Source organism: Myxococcus sp. CA040A (assembly GCF_013336725.1).
Lineage (GTDB): Bacteria > Myxococcota > Myxococcia > Myxococcales > Myxococcaceae > Myxococcus > Myxococcus llanfairpwllgwyngyllgogerychwyrndrobwllllantysiliogogogochensis.
In genome coordinates this window covers 606,124-626,641 of the sequence record NZ_JABUMR010000003.1, presented here as the reverse complement: position 1 = coordinate 626,641, position 20,518 = coordinate 606,124, and the positions used below count along the sequence as shown (strand labels likewise).

Here is a 20,518-nt window from a genome sequence, read left to right as displayed (position 1 = left end):
GCCCGCTCACGACGGGACTGCTCGGCGCCCCGGCGGACGTGGGGGTGCGACGACCGCCAACCGGGACACCGGAAGACTCCGCGCTACAGCGCGTTGCAGGACAGACCGCAGACGTCCTGGGCCTGGTCCACGCAGATGACGTCCCAGCTGCCCGTGCAGCAGAACGGGTCGCCTTCGCACACGGACGCCGCGCAAGGCGAGCAGTGCGTCGCGATGGGATTGCCCGGGTTGCACACGTTGTGGCACGGGCGCGGACGGCTGAGGTACTCCTCGAAGACCGCCTTGCGGTGCGGCAGGAAGACGTTCTCCAGCGCCGGGGAGATGCGGAAGCGCGTGCCCTCGGGCCCCGCCTCCGTCAGCTCGCTGATGTGGGTGAAGCCCAGCGAGTTGGGCCACGTCAGGCCGCCGCCCAGGCCGTTGCTGTTGCTCAGGTCATGGCAGCCGGCGCAGGACAGCGCCTTGGCGCGGTTGACGATGTTGACCGGCGTCAGCGTGCTGCCGATGCGGTCCAGCTCGCCCTGAATCAGCGTGCGCAGCGCGGACGCGTTGTTGCCGAACTGGCCGGTGTAGTTGTTCTCTCCGCCCTGGGCATCGCTCTGGCCGCCGTTGAACTGGTCCTGGACGTCCATGTTGAAGAGGTTGATGTCGTTGCGGGCCAGCGCCTCCACCTGGGTCGCGAAGAAGAAGCGGAAGTCCGCGGCGCGGGCGTGGGTGGAGTTCGGGTTGAACAGCCCACCGAACGGGTTCACCTTGTCCGTGGAGATGATGGCCTTGAGCGAGGTGCAGGTGCCCGAGGCGCAGGTCTTCTGCAGCTTGAACTCACGCAACAGCCAGTTGCTCTGCATGAACTGGTTGGTGCGAATCTGGCCCGCGATGGTGGCCGGGTCCGCGCCGTAGTTGTCGATGTGGACGACGGGACGGAAGCCCGGCAGGCCCGTGAAGTAGAAGTTGCGCAGCTGCTGGGTGCGCGACGCGGGGTCCGCGTTGGCCGTCAGCCGGTGCCAGAACTCCGCCACGGGGAGGCAGCCATCCAGCCCCTCTTCCGGGTGGGGGTTGGGCAGCACGGCCTCGAAGATGATGAAGTTGCGCGACAGGATGTTCGTCTCGCCCGACTTGCGCGCGAAGATGATGCGGTACTCGCCGCAGTTGGCGCCGTCCGCGGGCGCCAGGTCGAAGCGGTTGAACAGGCCCACCGCCTTGTAGGCGTTGGCGGAAGCCGGGTTGGTGAACGGGTCCTGGGAGGCCTGCGAGCCTTCCTGGGTCCGGCACTGGTACGGGAAGCTGTTGAAGACCGGCTGACCACTGGAGGTCAGGTCATTGCAGTGCTGGCCCTGATTGAGTCCCGGCCGCGCGTTCTGCGTGTCCCAGAGCTGGCGGTAGATGGCCAGGCCCGTCAGGCCCGCGACCCCGCTCTGCGCGGCCAGCTGGTCGAACACCTCCCGCATGGAGAAGTTGTTGACGATGGCCGTCTCCGTCACGATGAGCGAGCGGAACGTGTTCACCGTCACCGTGGCCATCTGGGACTTGTCACCGGACTCGTGCAGCAGGCCGATACCGCCACGCTCGGAGTGCAGTGGAGCGGTCCGCGCGGGCGGGGCCTCCTCCGGCGCCTCCAGCAAGTCCTCCTGCGTGCTACAGCCCGCAAGAGCCAGAATCGATGCAAAAGCAAGACACGAGCGCCGCACGCGCTTGTCCATGTGCTCCCCCTCTTCGAATTGACACAGCTGGTTTCACCGCTTCTGTGCAGCGCGCGCCCTTATGAAGCATTCAAGAAATAATTACAAGACATAATCGGAATTACCACAATACCCACATAAGCCAGTTCATGCGTACACACATAAGTATTCCCCACGATACGCGAGCCTTTGACCCTGGGTGCGTCAAGACTGCACACCCCTCGCGTCCGGGCGGTACGCCGGGCGCGTCCTCCCGGCACGCGGGAGGATGCGAGACAAAGACAATGTCGCGTTCAATCCGTACGCACCGGTGCGTCTCACCGGTACGCAAGGAATGTCACTGAAGCTCCATGGGACAGGCGGGGAGCATGTCGTTCTCCGGGGTGCGCACCACGTTCTGCGTCAGGCACATGGGCCGACAAGTCCCCCCGATGCAGTAGTCCCCTTGCGCGCAGCACCCGCCGTTGCAGAGCACCCCATTGGGGCAGCACACCCGGTCGCCGCCGTAGCAGGCCCCGCCGTAGCAGGCATCCCCCTGGGTGCAGGAGTCGCCGTCGTTGCACGCCGTGCCCGCCGGCCGCGCCGCGTAGCCACACGCGCCCGTGGCGGGGTTGCAGGTGCCGGGGCTGGCGTAACAGGTGCCGGGCGCGCTGTTGCAGCTCACCGTCGTCCCCACACAGCTCCCCGTCGCCCCACACTTGTCGTTGAGGGTGCAAGCATTGCCGTCGTTGCAGACGGCGCCGGCGGTCAACGGCGTGTAGACACACGTCGCCCCCGAGCAGCTCCCATAGGGGGAGAAGCAGGGCCCCGGTGGGGTGTTGCAGGGGCCGCAGGTGGACTCCACGACGAGGATGTTGAGCATGAAGCGGCCGCAGGAGCCGTTCTTCCCATCCACGGTGATGCGCACCTCCTGGTTGCGCGCCAGGTTGAGGATGGCGGAGGACGTGAGCGTGGAGGCCGAGGCGTTGTCGTTGCAGCCCAGCGAGGCGCTGCTGTGCCAGTCCGTCACCTGCACCACCGTGTCGTAGTCGGTGGTGTCGAGCGGGTCCGTGACGAAGGTGTAGCTGCCGTCATACGGGGCGATGAAGTGGAAGCTCAGGTCAGGTCCGCTGCCACCGCCGCAGGCGGGCGTCACCTCGTTCGCCGCCCCGCAAGTGCGGCCCACCGCCACGCCTCGGCCCACGCGCAGCCGCAGGTCCACGTAGGAAGACGTGACCACGCGGGCCTCCTGGGTGACCAGGCTCTCCGGGGCCACCGGCTCCGCGCCGGCTCCACCCCCGGGGGACTGTGTGCAGCCCAGCCCCAGCAGCAGCACCCAAAGAAAGACACCGTTCCAGTGTCGATACTTGTTCTCCGCCATGACTGTCCCCCCTGCGTTCAACTCCCAACAGTATACACACTCACAGTGGGTATTACTATAATTCTACGACAGGGCGGTTTTCAGGCAGTCATTCAACGCGGGGAGTCGCCTGGGAGCGCAGGCTGGTGGCGAGTCCTCCCCACCACATCCCCATCATCGCGAGGAAGGCCGGGACGTCCTGGCCATGGCGGACGGGGTGGTCCGGACGGAGCGCCTCCCAGCCCCGGTGCTCCAGGACGACCCGGGTGCCGCCCTGGGAGGGCTCGAAGCGGACGTCCACCTGGGTGAGTTCGCCCGGGGCGAAGTTGCGTCCGCGCCACTCGAAGCAGAGCCGCGCGCCGGGCTCCCACGTCAGCACGCGGCCAATCTCGAAGGTGCCGGCGCCGTCCTCTTCGATCAAGCGGCCTCCGGCGCCTCCCTCGAAGCGCACCACGCTGTCGGCCGCGTGGGAGCCCCGGAAGCGTGGCCCGCGCCGCCACCAGAGGTTGGTCTCCTCGGTGAAGACGGTGAAGGCGACCCCTGGCTCCACCTCCAGGAAGGTCGTCACGCGGGCAATCTGCTCGGTCGTCATGTCGGGCCTCGCGAGGGACTCATGGCCGCTTCTTCGCGCGCGTGCGCTCGGCGTGTTCCTTGAATGACTGGAGCTGCTCGCCCCAGAAGGCCTCCACCTCATCGAGCCACGCGCGCAGCTCCGAGAAGCGCTCCGGCCTCAGCCGGTACAGCTTGACGCGAGCGTCGTCCTCCACGGCGTCCTCCTGGACGAGCCCCGTCTTGCGCAGGACACGGAGGTGCCGGCTCATGGCGGGGGGAGACATGTCGAAGGCGGCGGCCAGCTCTCCGGCGCGAAGGGGCTGCTCGCGCAGCAGGTCGATGACCCCACGGCGGGTGGGGTCGGCCAGGGCGGCGAAGGTGTCGTCGAGACGTCGGGCGGCTCCCATGGTGTGCTTTCGGGGCTCAGCCCTTCATGCGCTGGGCGAACCACCACGCGTGGCCCTCCAGGTCCTCCGCGCCGTAGCCCCGGTCCGTCCAGTAGTCGTCGCCGTAGTTCGTCGTCTCCGGCTCCCGGGTGATTTTCGCGCCCGCGGCCTTCGCCCGCGCGCAGTGCGCGTCCACGTCATCCACGTAGAGCATGAGGTAGGCGGCGCTGGTGCCTCCCGCCGCGGTCGGCGTGCGCCCCGGGTACTTCGCGCTGAGCGAGCTCAACATGATGACGCCCTCGCCGAAGACGAGCTCGGAGTGGACGATGACGCCCGGCCCTCCCTCCACCTTCAGCCGCGTCTGGAAGCCAAAGGCCCGCTCCAGCCAGTCGATGGCGGCCGGAGCATTCACGTAGAACAGCCCGGGGGTGATGCGCGCACAGCCCTCTGGAACCTTCGTCATGGCGGGTCTCCTGGCAACGAACTTCGTTGCCTCCATGGGCAATATTTAACGCTGACGTTAACCATCTGCAAGCGCGAAGGACGCGTCCCCGCCGGGCGAGGAAGCGGCCATCGTCAGGACGGAGGGCTGCCGGGGCTCCAGGCGTTCAGCGGGCCGCGAGCCACGCCTCGACCTCGCGGGTCTCCTTCACGCGGGCCTTGGGGAAGCGCCGGTAGACCTCGAGCGTGGACTGAGCCAGGTCCCGTGCGCGCCTGGCTTCACGGGGTTGGTCCACCAGGGCGCGCGCGACCAGGAACCGCATGTCCGCGAGGATGAGTTCGTCGGAGCCGAAGGCGCTCTTCGCATAACTGACCAGGGCGCGCTCCAGGTAGGGGAGCGCCTTGCGCGGCTGTTTCATGGCCAGCAGCGTCTCCCCCACGAGGGCCCGGTCATACGCCGCCTCCAGGGAGTCGGGCCCCAGGGCCTTCTCGCGAATCGACAGCGCGCGTTCATGGAGCGCGAGCGCCTCCGTGTGTCGGCCCAGGTCGCGAAGCATCTGCCCCAGGCCCGCCAGGGAGCTGGCGAACTGGGGGTGCGCGGAGCCCAGGACCTTCTCGCGAATCTCCACCGCGCGCCGGTAGTGCTCCACGGCCTCCTCGTCGTGCCCTGGAACGCTGCGGAGCATGTTGCCGATGTTGTGCAGGGCCGCGGCCACATCCAAGGAGACCTCCCCATAAACGCCCCGGTCGATTTCGAGCGCGCGGCGCTGGTGGGCGAGTGCGTCCTCGTACCGGTCCAGATAGGTCTCCTGGACGGAGAGGTTCTGGAGGACAACGGCCACGTCCGGGTGGTTCGGTCCGTAGTAGGCGACGTAGTGCACCTCGGCTTCCTTCAGGTGCGCCACCGACTCCTCGAACCGACCGGTGATGCTGAGCATATGCCCCGCGGTCAGCAGGGGCGTCGAGAGCCGGACGTCACCCTTGGGGTACACCTTCCGGGCCAACTCCAGCGCCCGCAGGCCCTGGGCAACGGCCTCCGGCAGCCGCTTCTTCGTATGGAGGAGACTGGCGAGGTTGGTCGCCAGCGTGACCTCCAGCTCCGCGTTGCCCCCGAGCCGCTGGACGGCGGCCATGGCATGGTTCGCGTACTGGTCCTCCGGGTCTGGGTTCTCGAGGAAGCTGGCGACCCGCAACAGCGACACCCAGGCATCCGCCACGTGCCAGTCGAGCCCCGCCGCCTGGGCGGTCTGGATGAGCTTGTGCAGCGTCTGCACGGCGTCCTTCTCCGAGAAGGACGCCTGGGACTGGGCCAGCACCGCGAGCATCTCCACGCGCACCGGCGGGTAGTCGAAGCCCTCCATGCGCGCGGGCAGCGTGGAAGCCAGCTCGAGCGCGGCCTTGCGCTGGCCCGCATGCAGCCTCGCGCGGACCGTCGCGACTTCTTTCTGGAGGGCCTCCAGCTCGCGCCGAGCCTCCGGGTCCTTCGGCGGCGCGCGTGGAGAGGTCAGCGTCTGCAAGTCGGAGCAGCGCGACAGGTCCTCCAATCTCCTCACCGCGCGGGCGGCATTCTGAAGCACCCCGTTGTCCGCCGACGCGAGCACTTCCACCAGCGAGGAGACGTCCTTGCGCCGCTGGTCCAGGCACAGCAACTGCCGCTCGAACATGCTTTCCGTCTGCCGGCCGTGGACACGCGTGGCTTCGCACGCCTGCTTCGACGCCGTCATCCAATCACGCGCGTAGACATCCAGCGTCTGTTCCACCACCCGCCACGTGTCCGCCGCATAGGGAAGATTGCCCTTGAACACCGCTGACCGCACGCTCTCCCGCGCCTTCGCATCCCAGACGCCGTTGAAGGCGCCAGGGTCGTCCGCGCACAGCGCGGGTCTCGTGGAGACGAAGACGCCCGCCCCCACCGCCATGAGCAGCACCGCCGCGGCGGCGCCCATGAGCAGCTTCTGCCTGCGCGAGCGAGGCTCCTGCCGCAGGGCCCGCAGCAGCACCTCCATGGAGGCGTGACGGTCTCCGGGGGTCGGCGACAAGCCCTTCAACACCGCGACGTGAACCCAGTCAGGGACCCCCGCCTCGCGCTGGAGGGCACGGACCTCGCGAGCGCGCTCGGCGGGCGTGACGTCCATCTGACAGGCCCGCGCGGAGGGCCTGACGCCATAGAGCGCCTCGAGGAGCGCGACGCAGAAGCTGAACTGGTCGCTGCGCGCGTCGGGCCGCTCGCCTCTCGCCTGCTCGGGGGACATGTAACCCGGCGTGCCCAGCAGCGCCCCCGTCTGGGTGAGAGACACACCGGGCACGGATGGGGCCACGAGCGCGGGCCCGGACTTCGGCGGCTCTTCGACACCTTCGTCGAGGATGCGCACGAGTCCGAAGTCGGTGATGCGAACCCGTCCCGCATTGTCGATGAGGACGTTGTCCGGCTTGAAGTCGCGGTGCACGAGTCCCGCGGCGTGCGCGGCGGCGAGCCCCTGCCCCGCTTGGAGGAACAGGCCCAGCACCTCGCGCCAGGGCATCCGTCCCGCGCGCATGCGGGCCCCCAGCGTGGTGCCCTCGACGAACTCCATCGCCAGGAAGACGCGCTCGTCGACGCGGCCGAAGTCGTGGATGGCGACGACGTTGGGATGCACGACGCGCGCGGTCGCCTGGGCCTCGCGCAGCAGCCGGCCCTGGGCTTCCGCGAGACGGGCGGGCTGGATGGTGTCGAAGCGCAGAATCTTGAGGGCGACGCGGCGGTCGAGCTCCGGGTCCCGCGCGGAATAGACGACGCCCATGCCCCCCGAGCCAATGCGCGCCATCACCACGTAGCGACCCAGCGAGGTGCCGGGACTCAACGGCTCCCATGGCGGTGTCGGCGAAGCCGTGGGTTGGCTCGCGTCGCCGTCCACGGAGGCCACCGCCTCCGCCACCAGCACGCGGCATGCGGGGCAGCCATCCAGGTGCTCCTGCACCACCGTGGCCTCTTCACCGCGCAACAATCCCCGACCGAAGGCGAGGAGGTTCTCCGTGGTGGGACATTGCATGAGTCCTCAAGGTAGGCTTCGGGTGGATGGCCAAGACACCGGACACCGAGGTCCATGAAGAGGACCTTGCGCTCGCGAGAGCCTGCGCGCACGGTGACACCGTGGCCCTGGCCGCGCTCGAGGCGCGCATCATTCCCCAGGTCCGCGTGGCATTGAAGCGCCGTGGAGTGGACGAGACGACAACCGACGAGGCGCTCCAGGTCTTTCGCGCGCGTTTCCTCGTCGCCGACGGCGCCATGCCACCCCGCATCATGGAGTATTCCGGGCGCGGTCCGCTCTCCGCCTGGCTCCGGATGACCGTGCTGCGGCTGGCCTGGGGGCTGGTGAACGAGCGCAAAGGGCCGGCCCTCCCCGATGACACGCCGTTGGAGGCGCTGAGCGCCGCGCCCCACGACATGGAGCTGCAGTACCTCAAGTCCCGTTACGGGGCGGACTTCAACGCCGCCTTCCAGGAGGCGCTCGCGGGGCTGGAGCCGCGCGCGCGGACCCTGTTGCGAATGCATCTGGTGGACGGAATGGGCACCGCGCGCATCGCGGAGGCGTACGGCGTGGACCGCTCCTCGGTGAAGCGCTGGCTCGCCACCGCGCGCGAATGGCTGCTGGACCAGACCCGCACGCGCTTCGCGGCCCGCGTGGGCGCGCGCGTGCCGGAGCTGGGCAGTCTGCTCGCCCAGCTCCAGAGCCAGCTCGACCTGAGCATCCGCCGCCTGATGACGACGGAGGGAGACGCGCCATAGCGCGGCCCCCCTTTCGTGCCCGCGAGCGGACTACACGAACATCATCGGGTCGAACTCGTCCACGTTGACCGGCAGCAGCCGGGGCAGCGGGCGCTGGAACACCTTCGCGTTGAGCTCCAGGTCGACAATCTTCAGGCCCGAGGGCACCAAATCCCTGAAGCGCTGGCTGACGTACTCGCGCAGGCCGAGCACCGCCACCTGGCGCTTCTCCTCCAACATGGGCTTGAGCGCCTCGGCGAAGTCTCCGCCGTCATGGCTGGCCAGGCCCACCGCCGCCTTGGGGCGCTGGACGCGAATGGACTCCAGCAACTTGAGGATGCCCAGGTCCACCACCTTCTGGTCCTGCCGCCCGTACAGGAGCGCCACCTCGCACCCCGCGGACTTCAGCGCGCGGATGAAGCCAATCATCATGTCCGGCAGCTGCTCGCCCCGCGCGTTGAGCACCACAACGCAGCGCACGGGCGCGGGGAAGTAGCTCTCGCAGAAGGCCACCAGCCGGTCGAACTGGACGCGGTCCTGTGACTCGGGTTTGCGGCCGACAACGTTGGACACGGCCCAGTCGATGTTCTCCGCATCGATGAGCACATAGGAGGCGGCGGGGGGACGTCCGGTGAGCATGGGCGCGGACAATACGCTCGCGCGCCATTTCCAGGGGGGATTGCGTGAGCGCCGCGAGCCGCCCTGGCATGTCACGAACACCTGACGCCACCTCAGGCGACCTGACGCGTCAGAAGCGGTCCGGCCCCGGCGGCATCTCCGGCAGCGGCGCCAGCGCGGCCAGCAGGCCATGCTCCGGAATGGGCGGCTGCATGGGCAGCACCACCGTGAAGCGCGAGCCCCGTCCGAACTCGCTCTCCACGAACACCTTGCCGCCGTGGCCCTCCACCAGGCTCTTGACGATGGCCAGCCCCAGGCCCGCGCCGCCGTGCTCGCGCGTGGAGCTGCCGTCCACCTGGTAGAAGCTCTGGAAGATGCGCTCGAACTGGTCCTCGCGGATGCCCACGCCGGTGTCTTCCACGCTGACGCGATAGCCGGACATCCCCAGCGACTCCTGCGGGCCCGCTTCCGACAGCACCACCGACACCCGGCCCCCGGAGGCGGTGAACTTCAGCGCGTTGGCGAGCAGGTTCACCAGCACCTGCCGCAGCTTGTCCGCGTCCCCCGCCAGCCGGGGCCTGGGCAGGGGCGGCAGCCGCACCTCCAGCTCCACGCCCTTGCGCTGCGCCTGCGGCATGACGGAGGACACCGCCGTCTGGATGACGCCGGCCAGGTCCACGGGAGAAATCGCCAGGCGCAGCTTGCCCGCTTCAATCTGGCTCAGGTCCAGGATGGAGGAGATGAGGTTGAGCAGCGACTCACCCTTTTCGACGATGGTGCGCACGTAGAGCAGCTGCTCCGGGTTGAGCACGCCGGCCAGCCCCTCCGCCAACATCTCCGAGTAGCCGATGATGGACGCCAGGGGCGTGCGCAGCTCGTGGCTCACCGTGCCCAGGAAGGTGGACTTCAGCCGGTCCAGCTCCTTGAGGCGGGTGTTGACCTGCGCCAGGCGCGAGTTCTGCGCCTCCAGCTCGCGGTGCGTCTCCAGCATCGCCTCGATATGCAGCTGCGTCGTCAGGTACGTGCGGTGGCCGCTGGCCACCAGCGCGGCGAGCACCTGGCCAAAGTGCGTGAGCACCTGCGCCGCCGTGCGCTCGGGCGCGCGCCGCACCTTGGCCACCAGTTCCTGGGCGCGCGTCAGCTCCAGCCCGGAGATGTCCGTGAGCGTGTCGGGGAAGTCCCCCAGCTCCTCGGGCGTGAAGGGCCCCAGGATGACACGGCCCAGGAAGTCCCCCTCCCAGCGCACCGGCATCACCAGGTAGCGCAGGCCGGTGAAGCACGGCAGCGCGATGAGGCCCGCCTCCTCCGCGCCATCTCCCTGAGCCACGCGTGCGCCCTGCAGCGGGTGCACCGGGCCGTCCTTCACCCGCGCCACCGTCGCCGTGCAGCGCGTGCGGCCATCCGGGAAGGAGAAGACGTAGGCGCAGAAGTCGCCGTGGCCCACCTTCACGTCGGCCAGCTTGGTGCCTCGGGCGTCCAGCACCTTGATGCCCACGCGGTACAGCTCGCTGAAGCTCTTCACCACCTCGGAGAAGGAGGGCAGGTCCAGCATTTCGCCCAGCGACAGGCGACGCTGGAGCACCGACTCGCGGCGCGAGCCCGTGGCGCCTTCCGGTGGCGCGTTCCCCTGATAGCCGCTCATCGCCCGCCCCCCAACTGCTCGTCGCGCCCCACCGCCGAGTAGCGGCCCGCCAGCGTGGTGCCCGCCAGGTCCATCCGCCCGAAGACCTGGGAGAGGAACTCCGTCTCGGTCAGCCCCACGTTGCGCGCCAGGTGCGCCCGGGCATCCAGCCGCCGGTAGGCCGCCTGCGCCACCGCGTGGAAGGTCTCCAGCACGCCCTCGCCCTTGAGCGCCACCGCGCCCACGACGGCCTCCCCGCCGCGCTTGCGCGCCTCCTCCAGCTCCGCGTCCGTGCGCGCGTCGGGCAAATCCCGCTTGTTGAACTGGATGACGACGGGCACCTGATCCACGTCCAGGCCGTTCTCCTTCATGTTGTCCTGGAGGTTTCGCCAGTAGGCGTTGTTCTCCGCCGTCGCCCCGTGCCGACTGTCCGCGATGAACACCACCGCGTCCGCGCCCTGGAGCACGATGCGCCGGGTGGCGTTGTGGATGACCTGGCCGGGCACGGTGAAGAGCTTCACCTTCACCTTGAAGCCGGACGACGTGGAGAAGAAGACGGGCAGCAGATCGAAGAACAGCGTCCGGTCGTCGTGCGTCTCCACCGTCAGCAACCGGCCCCGCACCTCGGGGGACGCCCGGGCATGGAGCTGGCGCAGATTCGTCGTCTTCCCGCTGAGTCCGGGCCCGTAGTAGACGATCTTGAGCGTCAGCTCTCGCTGGGCGTGGTTGAGTTGCAAAGGATGGCTCGGGCAGGCGGGGTCTAGATGAGGAGGCCAGCCCTCCGTGGATGACCAGGGTTTTTATAGTGGGAAGGCGCCCCGCGCGGAAGGCCGGCTGGATGCCAGCCGTGGAAGCGATGCCCATTCTTGGAATGGGACGGGCCAGAGTCGGGTTGACCGGAATCCGCCCCTCACAACCGCGGGGGAGGCAATCTCCTCACTTGGGAAGACAATGTGCGCGGAATGACCGCGTGCACCGGTGGCGGGGGTGCGGTTAGGATCGCAGAGCGACGGAGGAGATGGCGATGACGATGAAGCAGGTGGACCCGGGCGTGGAGATGGCCCCAGCCCCGGTGCTGGAAGCGGCGGTGGGCCTCCCCAACGACCTGATGGCGGCGGTGAAGTTCACCCTGCCCACCGACGAAGACATGACGGCGGTGGCGGCCCTGCGCGCCAGCTCCGAGCCCTGGAAGAGCCGGGGTGAGACGCAGGAAGACAGCCTCAAGGCCCTGGCCCAGCTCAAGCCCTTCATCCACGTAGCGAAGCTGCAGACGCAGATCGTCGGCTACGTCACGGTGGAGCGCGACGGCCCGGTGCCCGGCGCCGCCTACCTGCGCAACATCGTGGTGAAGACGGAGCTGCGCAAGAAGGGCCTGGGCGCGGTGGTCCTGGAGCAGGCGCTCCGAGCCGCTCGGGACATGTACCGCAAGACCATTGCCCTGCGCGTGGACCCGTCCAATGCGCCCGCGGTGAGCTTCTACCGCAAGGCGGGATTCACCACCGTGGCCACGGTGGTGTCCAAGAAGTCCGGCAAGCTCCGGCTCCTGATGTCCCGCGAGCTGTAGTTCCTGGACCTGGCTGGCGGGAGGACGCTTGCCTCCCGCCGCCTTCGCTCCGAGCGGGCCTCCTGGCCCCGGAGCCCCTCTCTTCAACCCTGGCGGACATGGCCCGGCCCCCTCGACAGGGTGGGTGTGGGGCCCACCGCGCTCAGCGCGGCGTGACTCCGTCCCAGGGTGGGCGCTTTTGCGTCAATGTCGACTATCCTGCGGTCCCCCGCGCTCCGCGCTCCGTCACGGCCCGAGTTCGAATCCGCATGAGACCCCTTGCAGAGCTGTTGCGCCATTTGTCGCGGCCTGGAGTGACGGAGCTGACCCTGGCCACCGGGCGCCCTCCCATGATTCGGGGCAGCAACGGCTACGAGCCGTTGGACCCCGCCGCGGTGACGACGGACGACGTCGTCCGAGCCCTCCAGGCCATGGTGGGTGTGGCGCGGGCATCCAGCGTCTCCGACGCACCCTCGAACTGGTCCGTCAACGCCAATGGACTGGGTGCCCTGTCCATCGCCGCGATGCGTCGGGGAGACCTCATGCACCTGAGGTTGTCCCGCGCGGCGGAAGTCGCGGCCAGCGCCCCGGCCGCCGTGGCCCCGCCCGCCCAACCCGTGGCGGCGCGGGCGGCTCCGGTTCCCCCCACACCCCAGCCGGCGCCTGTCGCGGCGCAAGCCGCCGCCCCTCAGAGCGGTGGGCCCGGGTATGCCTCCGCGCCCACCACATCCGGGAATACCGCCGCGCCTCAGAGCGCCGGGTACGCCCCCTCGGGAACCCAGGAGGCCGCGCGCTCGCTGGCGACGTCGCGCCTGACGGGTGGAGCCAGGGACCTGGCCATCGTGCTGGAGCAGGGCCGCAGCAGCCGCGCCAGCGACGTGCACGTCGTGGCCGAGCGCCCCGTGCTCTTCCGCCTCGCCGGAGAGCTGGTGCCCCAAGGTGGCGCACTGGATGCGGCGCGGGTGGAGGGCATGTTGATGCCGGTAGTGCCGGAGCGACTGCGCCCGGTGCTGGAGCGCGACGGCAGCTGTGACTTCTCGCTCGACTCGCCGGAGATGGGGCGCTTTCGCGTCAACGTCTCGCGGCACCGCACGGGCCTCAAGGGCACCTTCCGGGTGATTGCGCGCGACATCCCCACGTTGGAGTCGCTGGGGCTGCCCGTCGAAATCGCCAAGGCGACGCACCATCATCAGGGACTCATCGTCGTCACGGGCCCGTCCGGTCACGGCAAGACGAGCACCCTGGCGGCACTGGTGGACCTCATCAACCGCGAGACGTCCCACCACGTGCTCACGGTGGAGGACCCTGTGGAGTTCGTCCACCCGCGCAAGAAGGCGCTCATCAGCCAGCGCGAAGTGGGCGCGCACACGAAGACGTTCGCCAGCGCGCTCAAGGGCAGCTTGCGCGAGGACCCGGACGTCATCGTGGTGGGCGAGCTGCGCGACACGGAGACGGTGCGCATGGCGCTGGCGGCCGCGGAGACGGGCCACCTGCTCATCAGCACCATGAACACGCCGAGCGCGGCGAAGACCATCGACCGCCTCATCGACCTCTTTCCGCCGGCGGACCAGCAGCAGGTGCGCCTGTCGCTGTCCAGCGGCCTGCGCCTCATCGTCAGCCAGCGGCTGATGGCGAGCGCGGACGGCAAGGGCATGGTGGCGGCGGCGGAGGTGCTCCCCGGCTCGGTGGCGCTGGGCAACCTCATCCGCGACAACAAGACGTACCAGATTCCCTCGCTCCAGCAGCGCGGCAAGAGCCTGGGCATCATCCGCTTCGAGGACTCGATGGCGGACCTGGTGCGCGCGCAGAAGGTGAAGCTGGAAGTGGCCAAGGGCTTCGTGGACAACCCGGACGAGTTGGAGGCGGTGGTGACGGGAAAGAGGCCGGGCACGTCCGTGGCCGCGCCGGAGACGCAGCAGGACAGCGCCCGGCTCTTGAGCAAGATGGGCTCGTTGATGGGAAGGAAGGGGGGCTGAGATGAGCACCACGCCGCGCATCTCCGCGCTCTTCGACATGCTGCTGGAGCAGAAGGGCAGCGACCTGCACCTGAGCACCGGCTATCCCCCCATGGGCCGCATCCGTGGCGAGCTGACGCCGCTGCACGAGTTGCCCCTCACGCCCCAGGAAGTCGAAGGGCTCCTGTTCGAGCTCATCAACCCGCAGCAGAAGCGGCAGATTGTCGAGGAGCTGGACCTCGACTTCGCCTACGGCTACGGCACGAAGGCCCGCTTCCGCGCGAACTACTTCTACAAGCAGACGGGCCTGGGCGCGGTGTTCCGCACGATTCCCAGCAAGGTCCTCACGCTGGACGACCTCAAGACGCCTGAAATCGTGCGCAAGCTGGCCGAGCGTCGCAGCGGGTTGGTGCTGGTGACGGGCCCCACGGGCAGCGGCAAGTCCACGACGCTCGCGGGGATGGTGAACCACATCAACCAGACGCGTCCCGCGCACATCCTCACCATCGAGGACCCGGTGGAGTTCGTGCATGAGTCCGCGCGGGCGCAGGTGACGCACCGTGAGGTGGGGCCGCACGCGTCCAGCTTCGCCACGGCCATCCGCTCGGCGGGGCGCGAGGACCCGAACGTCATCCTCATCGGCGAGCTTCGCACCAACGAGACGATGAAGCTGGCGCTCCAGCTGGCGAGCTTCGGCGTGCTGGTGTTCGCCACGGTGCACACCAACAGCGCGCCGGCGACCATCGACCGCATCATCAACTCGTTCCCCGCCGACGAGCAGGCGCAGGTGCGAGGCATGCTGGCGGAGAGCCTGGCGGGAATCGTCGCGCAGCAGCTCATCAAGACGGCGGACGGCAAGGGCCGCGTGGCGGCGCTGGAGATTCTCGTGGGTGGCGCGGCCATCGCCGCGATGATTCGCGAGGGCAAGGTCTTCCAGATTGCATCCAAGATGCAGGCGGGCCAGGGCCAGGGCATGCAGACGCTCGACATGCACCTGGAGCGGCTGGTGCGCGACAACATCGTCACGCCCGACTCCGCGCTGGAGAAGGCCCAGGACAAGGAGAACCTGGCCAAGGTCATCCAGCGCCTCAAGCCGGATTGGGTGCTGCCGGAGTCGATGAAGGCGTAGTCGCCCCAAGCCCGCCCGCGACGGCGGAAATGTCTGGGCGAGAGGGAGACCTTTTCCGCCGGTGTCAGGAAGGCAAGGCCGTGGCGTCGCTGGGCCCGCAAGGGAGTCCTGGATGCGCTACGGCGATGACAAGTCCTTCGAGATGGCACGCAGTCTGTTGCCTTCCACTCACCGGCAGGCAGCTCGCAAGAGTCGCGCGAGCCTGCACCGGCGCTCCCGCCGCACCTCGAGGACCCGGGTCGCCCAGCTCATCCGAGACCCCGAGTTCGCCGAGGACTGCGCGGAGCTGGATGAAGACACCTCCTCCGAGATGCGGGGGCTGGTGTGGGAACGACAAGCCTCGGACAAGGTCAACCCCTTCATCCGCTGGGCGGAACAACGAACGTTGGACCAGCCTCGCGACCTGCGCGTGGAGCTGATGCGCAAGGTTCTCCCGGCAGGACTCATCGGTCATCACGCGCTCTCGCATCTGAAGCAGCAGAAGCACTTCCTGAGCAGCCTGGAGCTGCCGCGCGGGACCGGCCGCTCCAGCAACCCATGGCGGAGAAAGCCCCTCTCGGACCGGGGGGTGATGGCGCAAATCCTTCGCGGACTGCTGCGAATCCCCGACGGACAGAAATCCTTCAACGGCTACCTCAAGCGAGCCTGTGCCAGCAGTTGGAGTTGGAAGCAGGGACACGACGGCCGCTGTCACGTGGTGCTCCACGGACACAAAACTCCCAGGCTGCTGATGGGGGTGCATGACGTGCTCACCTTCCTGGATGACGTGGGCGTTCATCCCTGGCCTCCTCACTCGCCGCAGCCCAGGGGCGAACCCGCCTCGACGCGCGAGCCAGCCCTCACCTTTCTGCGAGCCTTCCATCGCCTGGGTGGGGACCTCACCGCCACCCTCGCAGCTCTTCCTCCGGTTCCCCGACTGAGCACGCTGCCACGCGGAGGCACACACGGGCCGTGGGTGAGACCTGGAACCGCGACGAACCGACGTGCGCGAGCAGGCGACGCGGAACATGATGCACACCATGCTTCACGGCTTCGAGAGCACGACGACGGAACGGCTGCTGCTTCGCCCGTTTCGAGAGACCGACCTGGACGCGGTGTTCACACTCCATGGCGACCCGGAGACCTCTCGCTTCAACCCCTCCGGCCCCTTGCGCTCGTTGGACGCCGCGAAGGAGCTGCTGGCGCTGTGGCTGAGTGATTGGGCGAAACACGGCGTGGGGTACTGGGCCGTGGAGCAACGAGAGACACCGGGCGTCGTCGTGGGCGTCTGCGGCGTGCGCCACAAGCTGTTCGAGGGTCGGACGGTGTTGAACCTCGCCTATCGCTTCGCGCCTCGGACCCAGGGGCTGGGTTATGCGACGGAGGCCGCGCGCGTCGCCGTGGAGAAGGCCCGGCGACACCTCCCCGATGTGCCCCTCGTCGCCATCATCCATCCGGAGAATGCACCGTCCCTCCGCGTCGCGGAGCGACTCGGGCTGCGGTTCGAGCGCATCACCGACTATGAAGGCACCCCGAGCCGCGTGTACGGGGTCGACTGAGCTTCGACGCGTCCGCGTGGCCTCCCGAGACACAGGAGGACTACAGCTCCTCGCGGAGCCCCTCTCGGAACACCGTGAACACCGCCTGCCCGCAGCGGTCCGATGTGTCCGCCTGCGCTCTCGCCACGCGCACCTCGTAGCGGACACCTCCCAGCAGAAGTCGCTTCGTCTCTCCAACAGAGACAGTGACGGGTGATGCGCCACGCTTCCGGGCATCCTCGAACCGGAGCCGTGCGCCCTGGGTGCGTGTGTCCTTTCGCCGCTCGCAGTCAGCAAGTTCCCACCGGACTCGCAGCTCCGGCACGAGTCCCGTGGGCAGCAGGACTTCGCCTTCCGGCGTGGTGGGCGCGCTCGGTACCGTGAGCAGCAAGAGCCCTCCGTCCGCGTCGCGGAGTGTGTCGCCCGAGAGGAGTTCGGGATGCTCTCCGTCGCTGGAGACACAGCTCGCGGGCTCGCGGTGGCTGACCCAGCCCACGGTCCGTCCCGTCAGGTCCGCCAGGACCTCTGGCACGGCGAGTCCGTAGCTCACGCCTCCGCGCGTCTCGCCTGCCTCGTACTCCAGCACCGAGGCCCACTGGTCCCCATGGCGGTATGCACCTCGAAGTTGTCGGGCCACGGTGAACCGTCGCTCCAGCCGTGGGCCGGTGCGCTGGATGGAGCGCGTCTCCGGCGTCTCCTTGAAGGCCACGTTAACCCGGGCCGCGCGCCACACGTCCGCGCACGCGAGGGAGCCAGGTGACTCCGACGCGCGAGTACCTCCATCTGGCGTCGATTCCGCGGAGGCCCCCGACACCGTGATTCCGTCGGCGGACGAGGGCACCGCGCGCCTGGAGTCACGCGAAGCCACGTCGGACGGAGCGAGGCCACCAGCAGGCGGCTCACGAACCTCGCCCACGGCTGAAGACAGTGGAGTCGCGGACCGCGCCGCGACAGCAGAGCCTGCGTCCGTCGAGGGAGGCTCAGGGCGAAGCCAGCAGGCACCGTGCATCAGCAAGAACCCCAGCGCACAGCTCCGCGCGCCCAGCCGGTGTGGTCCTTCCGACTTCGGCATCACGTGCTCCTCTGCAGGGCAAGTGCCCTCCGCCTCCGCCGACTTTCGCCCTTCTAATCAAGGGAGGCCAGCGATGCGGCGGCATGTCTGCTTCGCGGCTTTCGGTCACCGTGCGCCCCACCTACTCTCGCCCATCCGAGGAAGGACCCGCATGACGACACGCGACAACTCCAGTACCCCTTCGACGATGGGGTGGCGGATGTCCCCGTGGACGTCTAGGGAAAGCCGGGCCAGGGACCGGCGGTGATTGACGCGGGCTGGGGCACCCTGCTCCCGACGAACCTGACGCATCCTGACCGTCGAGGTCAGAGGCATTCCGCGTACAGCAGCGTTCCATCCGCCGACACGTGGAAGTCGCGTCCCTCCACGCGGCCCCGAGACAGGAGTCGCTCCCGCTTGCGTCGGACGTCGTCACGCCGTCGCACCAGCGAGGACTCTTCGTGCGGCACCCTCGGCTGGAAGCGCGCGGGGCCACCCTTGTCATCCGGCGCATAGCGGGTCAGCAGTGAGCGCTTCGAGCCTCGGCCCGCGCCGTCATCCGCGTCGCCGTCATCGGAGAAGTCGAGCTCCAGCGAGCCCCACTCTCCCACGTCGCAGTCGCAGGAGCCGCAGCCCGGGAAGCCGCAGCCCAGGAAGCCATCGCGGCAGGAGACACACTCCGCCTTCGGTGACGACCCGCACGCCGCGCAGCCGTTGTCGCCAAATGAGTACGAGTGCCACCCCGAGTTGCTCACGCCCGCGAACTGGTAGCGGTAGTTCATCACGCTGTCGTGCACCACGCTGTACTGCCCCGGCACGTCATTGCCGTTGTGGTCCAGGTTCAGGTTGTGGCCCAGCTCGTGGATGAACGTGCCGCGCTGCTCCTGGATGCTCGGGCTGCTGAAGCAGCCCATGCTGATGATGAGGTCGTTGCCCAGCAGTTCGGCCTTTCCCGACGAGCAGCTCGTGAGGCTCGTGTGCCGGTTGGCCCACATCGCATAGTGGAAGTACGGCCGGCGCTCGGGGTTCGCGGACGAGAACGCGCTCTGCTTCAGCGCGTAGAAGTCGACGCCGTTGGCGCAGCTCCCGTAGCAGACCACCTCATGCCAGGGCAGCGCGCTGTCGATGAAGGCATGCAGCCGCACGCTCCCACCCGTCTCCTGGGCGAACACCGCCGCCGCGTCCGCCACCAGGCCGGCGTACGGCTGCCGCGTGAGGTACGGGTTCGTGGGGTGCTGCATCCAGTCGACCTCCACGTAGAGGTCCCTCGCCGTGGGGCTGCTCCACTCGGAGAAGGAGAAGCCGTCATTGCCGAACACCTCCAGCGTGTCCGCTATCGAGTCCCCATCCGAGTCCTCGTTGTTCTGACTCAGTCCGATGAGCGGCTCGAGCGAGTCCGAGAGCCCATCCTCGTCACCGTCGTTGTCATCGAAGATGGTGGACCAGAGTTCCTCGTCGTGGACGAAGCTGGCCGTTCCGGCGCTGCCCGGGAAGCGCCCCACCACCACGCGTTGCGTGCCGACGTTCTGCGTGCTCGTCGCGGTGACGAGCGGGTAGTACTTCGGCCCGCTGTCGTCATCGTGCTGGAGGTACTCGGTGTTGGAGCGCAGCAGGAAGAGCAGATGGTCTCCTCCCCCGGGACTGGTGGCCGAGGCCCGGAAGGTGTCCTTCGCGTTCCACGCGAAGAGGAGCGGCACGCCTCCGAAGGGCTGCTGCGACAGGAGCAGCGTCCCGTTGCGATACAGGCTCGCCGTGCCACCGCGCCCATCCGCGTACGCTCGCACCCAGACGCGGTAGTAGCCGGAGTCCGGCGCGACGAAGGTCACACACGAGCGCGTGGCGCCCTGGCAGTCGTCGCCCACTGCGACCTGACTCCAGCCATTCCTGTCGCGCAACACGTGCAGCACCGTGTCCGGCGCGGAGCCCGTCAGGTCTCTCGTCTCGAAGGTGTACGTCTGTCCCGCGTCGAGCCAGGTGCTCAGCCAGATGAAGCTGCCCCAGTCCCGCGATGCCACGTAGTGCGGCCCCGCCCACGCCATCATCGGCGCCAGCAGCAACACCACGCGAAGCGCCCCCATGAATGACTTCATCGCTTCTGCTCCCCCTGGAAGAACCACTCCTTGAATGTCTCTTGCGCGCGGTCGCGCTCCCCGGGCGAGAGAGTTCTCCACTTCACCTGCTCCTCTGCGAGCGCGCGCTGGTAGCGAGCGTCCTCGTCCCGTGCACGGGCGTCTTCCGGAGGTGGGGCGGAGAGCTTCGCGACGAGATTGAGCGCGGCGAGATAGCGCTGCTCTTGTCGCCCCCGGGTCTCAGGGCTCGCATCCTGGAAGGCTCGCTCCGTACGAGTCACGAGCGCGGTCAGGTCGTCGCTGGGCTCCTCGCGCAGCAGTGCTTCCTCATCTGGAGTCAGGGGAACCAGTGCGTCCTTCGCGAACCTCGTCAGCGAGGACGTCGCGGGGGTGGACCTCGCCACCTGCACCGTGAGGCCATCAGGTCCCTGGACCTGCTCGAGGTGAAGTACGGGCTCCGGCGAGTCCTTGCGCGGGTCTCCAGGCCGAGCCACCTCGGCTGGCTCCTGGTGCACCGTGGCCGGGTTCGCGGTGGAGTCCTCGCGTGACAGGTGCCGAGGCACCAGCAGGGGGATTCCCGCCGCGAGCAGTACGACGCCCAACACCACGCTCCCGACTCCGACCTTGTCGCCTCGTGCGCGCATGCGGCCCCCACTCGCAGGCCACACGTCTAGCCGCAATTCGCGCCGGCATCAAACAGCCGGAGTCTCGGAAGGATTCAGCCCGAGACAGGCGTGGGGAGGACTCCCCTCGCCCACCGGCATCAAACAGCCAGAGTGCGGAGACATTCAGCCCGGGACAGGTGTGATGAGGACTCTCCTCGCCCACCAGCATCAAGCAGCCGGGGTGCGGAGACATTCAGCCCGAGACAATCTC

The 20,518-nt window shown here is 68.6% G+C and carries 17 protein-coding genes; 5 read left to right on the top strand and 12 right to left on the bottom strand.

Annotated elements, in window-relative coordinates; genetic code table 11:
- Positions 1–83: 83 nt before the first annotated feature.
- The 6 genes from HUA75_RS14810 to HUA75_RS14785 form a co-directional block, all read right to left on the bottom strand.
- Positions 84–1,697: a hypothetical protein gene (locus tag HUA75_RS14810; RefSeq protein ID WP_141641974.1), complete on the bottom strand. Its 1,614-nt coding sequence runs from the start codon at positions 1,695–1,697 to the stop codon at positions 84–86.
- A gap of 316 nt (positions 1,698–2,013) precedes the next feature.
- A complete protein-coding gene (locus HUA75_RS14805) occupies positions 2,014–3,036 on the bottom strand; it encodes a hypothetical protein (protein WP_141641973.1) in 1,023 nt (340 codons plus the stop codon).
- 88 nt (positions 3,037–3,124) lie between these two features.
- A complete protein-coding gene (locus tag HUA75_RS14800) occupies positions 3,125–3,607 on the bottom strand; it encodes an SRPBCC domain-containing protein (protein ID WP_141641972.1) in 483 nt (160 codons plus the stop codon).
- A gap of 19 nt (positions 3,608–3,626) precedes the next feature.
- The gene (locus tag HUA75_RS14795; protein WP_141641971.1) at positions 3,627–3,974 is read right to left on the bottom strand and encodes a helix-turn-helix transcriptional regulator; all 348 of its coding nucleotides are present in this window, start codon (positions 3,972–3,974) and stop codon (positions 3,627–3,629) included.
- Between the two features lie 16 nt (positions 3,975–3,990).
- The gene (locus HUA75_RS14790; protein WP_174486757.1) at positions 3,991–4,416 is read right to left on the bottom strand and encodes a VOC family protein; all 426 of its coding nucleotides are present in this window, start codon (positions 4,414–4,416) and stop codon (positions 3,991–3,993) included.
- 145 nt (positions 4,417–4,561) lie between these two features.
- Positions 4,562–7,423 (bottom strand): tetratricopeptide repeat protein, encoded by a 2,862-nt coding sequence (locus HUA75_RS14785; protein ID WP_174486756.1) that lies wholly within the window; start codon positions 7,421–7,423, stop codon positions 4,562–4,564.
- A 26-nt stretch (positions 7,424–7,449) separates the two neighbouring features.
- Here HUA75_RS14785 and HUA75_RS14780 point away from each other — a divergent pair, with 26 nt between their 5' ends.
- Complete coding sequence (locus tag HUA75_RS14780) at positions 7,450–8,160, top strand: sigma-70 family RNA polymerase sigma factor (RefSeq protein WP_141641968.1); 711 nt, start codon at positions 7,450–7,452, stop codon at positions 8,158–8,160.
- A 30-nt stretch (positions 8,161–8,190) separates the two neighbouring features.
- Here the strand turns inward: HUA75_RS14780 and HUA75_RS14775 are convergent, their stop codons facing one another.
- The 3 genes from HUA75_RS14775 to HUA75_RS14765 form a co-directional block, all read right to left on the bottom strand.
- Positions 8,191–8,778, bottom strand: a complete 588-nt coding sequence (locus HUA75_RS14775; protein ID WP_141641967.1) for an NYN domain-containing protein — start codon at positions 8,776–8,778, stop codon at positions 8,191–8,193.
- 109 nt (positions 8,779–8,887) lie between these two features.
- The gene (locus HUA75_RS14770) at positions 8,888–10,399 is read right to left on the bottom strand and encodes an ATP-binding protein (RefSeq protein WP_141641966.1); all 1,512 of its coding nucleotides are present in this window, start codon (positions 10,397–10,399) and stop codon (positions 8,888–8,890) included.
- Positions 10,396–11,115 (bottom strand): ATP/GTP-binding protein, encoded by a 720-nt coding sequence (locus tag HUA75_RS14765; protein WP_174486755.1) that lies wholly within the window; start codon positions 11,113–11,115, stop codon positions 10,396–10,398. Before HUA75_RS14765 ends, HUA75_RS14770 begins: the two co-directional genes overlap by 4 nt.
- A 287-nt stretch (positions 11,116–11,402) precedes the next feature.
- Here HUA75_RS14765 and HUA75_RS14760 point away from each other — a divergent pair, with 287 nt between their 5' ends.
- From HUA75_RS14760 to HUA75_RS14745, 4 genes are all read left to right on the top strand, one after another.
- Positions 11,403–11,942 (top strand): N-acetyltransferase, encoded by a 540-nt coding sequence (locus HUA75_RS14760; RefSeq protein WP_141641964.1) that lies wholly within the window; start codon positions 11,403–11,405, stop codon positions 11,940–11,942.
- Between the two features lie 248 nt (positions 11,943–12,190).
- Positions 12,191–13,897 carry a type IV pilus twitching motility protein PilT gene (locus HUA75_RS14755; RefSeq protein ID WP_174486754.1) on the top strand — a complete coding sequence of 569 codons (1,707 nt, stop codon included), beginning with the start codon at positions 12,191–12,193 and terminating at the stop codon, positions 13,895–13,897.
- Between the two features lies 1 nt (position 13,898).
- Complete coding sequence (locus tag HUA75_RS14750; protein WP_141649074.1) at positions 13,899–15,005, top strand: type IV pilus twitching motility protein PilT; 1,107 nt, start codon at positions 13,899–13,901, stop codon at positions 15,003–15,005.
- A 1,007-nt stretch (positions 15,006–16,012) separates the two neighbouring features.
- Positions 16,013–16,543: a GNAT family N-acetyltransferase gene (locus tag HUA75_RS14745; protein WP_254627574.1), complete on the top strand. Its 531-nt coding sequence runs from the start codon at positions 16,013–16,015 to the stop codon at positions 16,541–16,543.
- Positions 16,544–16,583: 40 nt separating this feature from the next.
- On the opposite strand, the gene HUA75_RS14740 is transcribed toward HUA75_RS14745, so the two are convergent.
- The 3 genes from HUA75_RS14740 to HUA75_RS14730 all read right to left on the bottom strand — a co-directional run bounded on the left by HUA75_RS14740 (position 16,584) and on the right by HUA75_RS14730 (position 20,286).
- Entirely contained in the window at positions 16,584–17,231 is a 648-nt protein-coding gene (locus HUA75_RS14740; RefSeq protein WP_217446075.1) for a hypothetical protein, read from the bottom strand.
- Positions 17,232–17,899: 668 nt separating this feature from the next.
- Positions 17,900–19,663 (bottom strand): hypothetical protein, encoded by a 1,764-nt coding sequence (locus HUA75_RS14735; protein WP_174486752.1) that lies wholly within the window; start codon positions 19,661–19,663, stop codon positions 17,900–17,902.
- Entirely contained in the window at positions 19,660–20,286 is a 627-nt protein-coding gene (locus HUA75_RS14730; protein ID WP_174486751.1) for a hypothetical protein, read from the bottom strand. The genes HUA75_RS14735 and HUA75_RS14730 overlap by 4 nt, the downstream gene beginning before the upstream one ends.
- Positions 20,287–20,518: the final 232 nt, after the last annotated feature.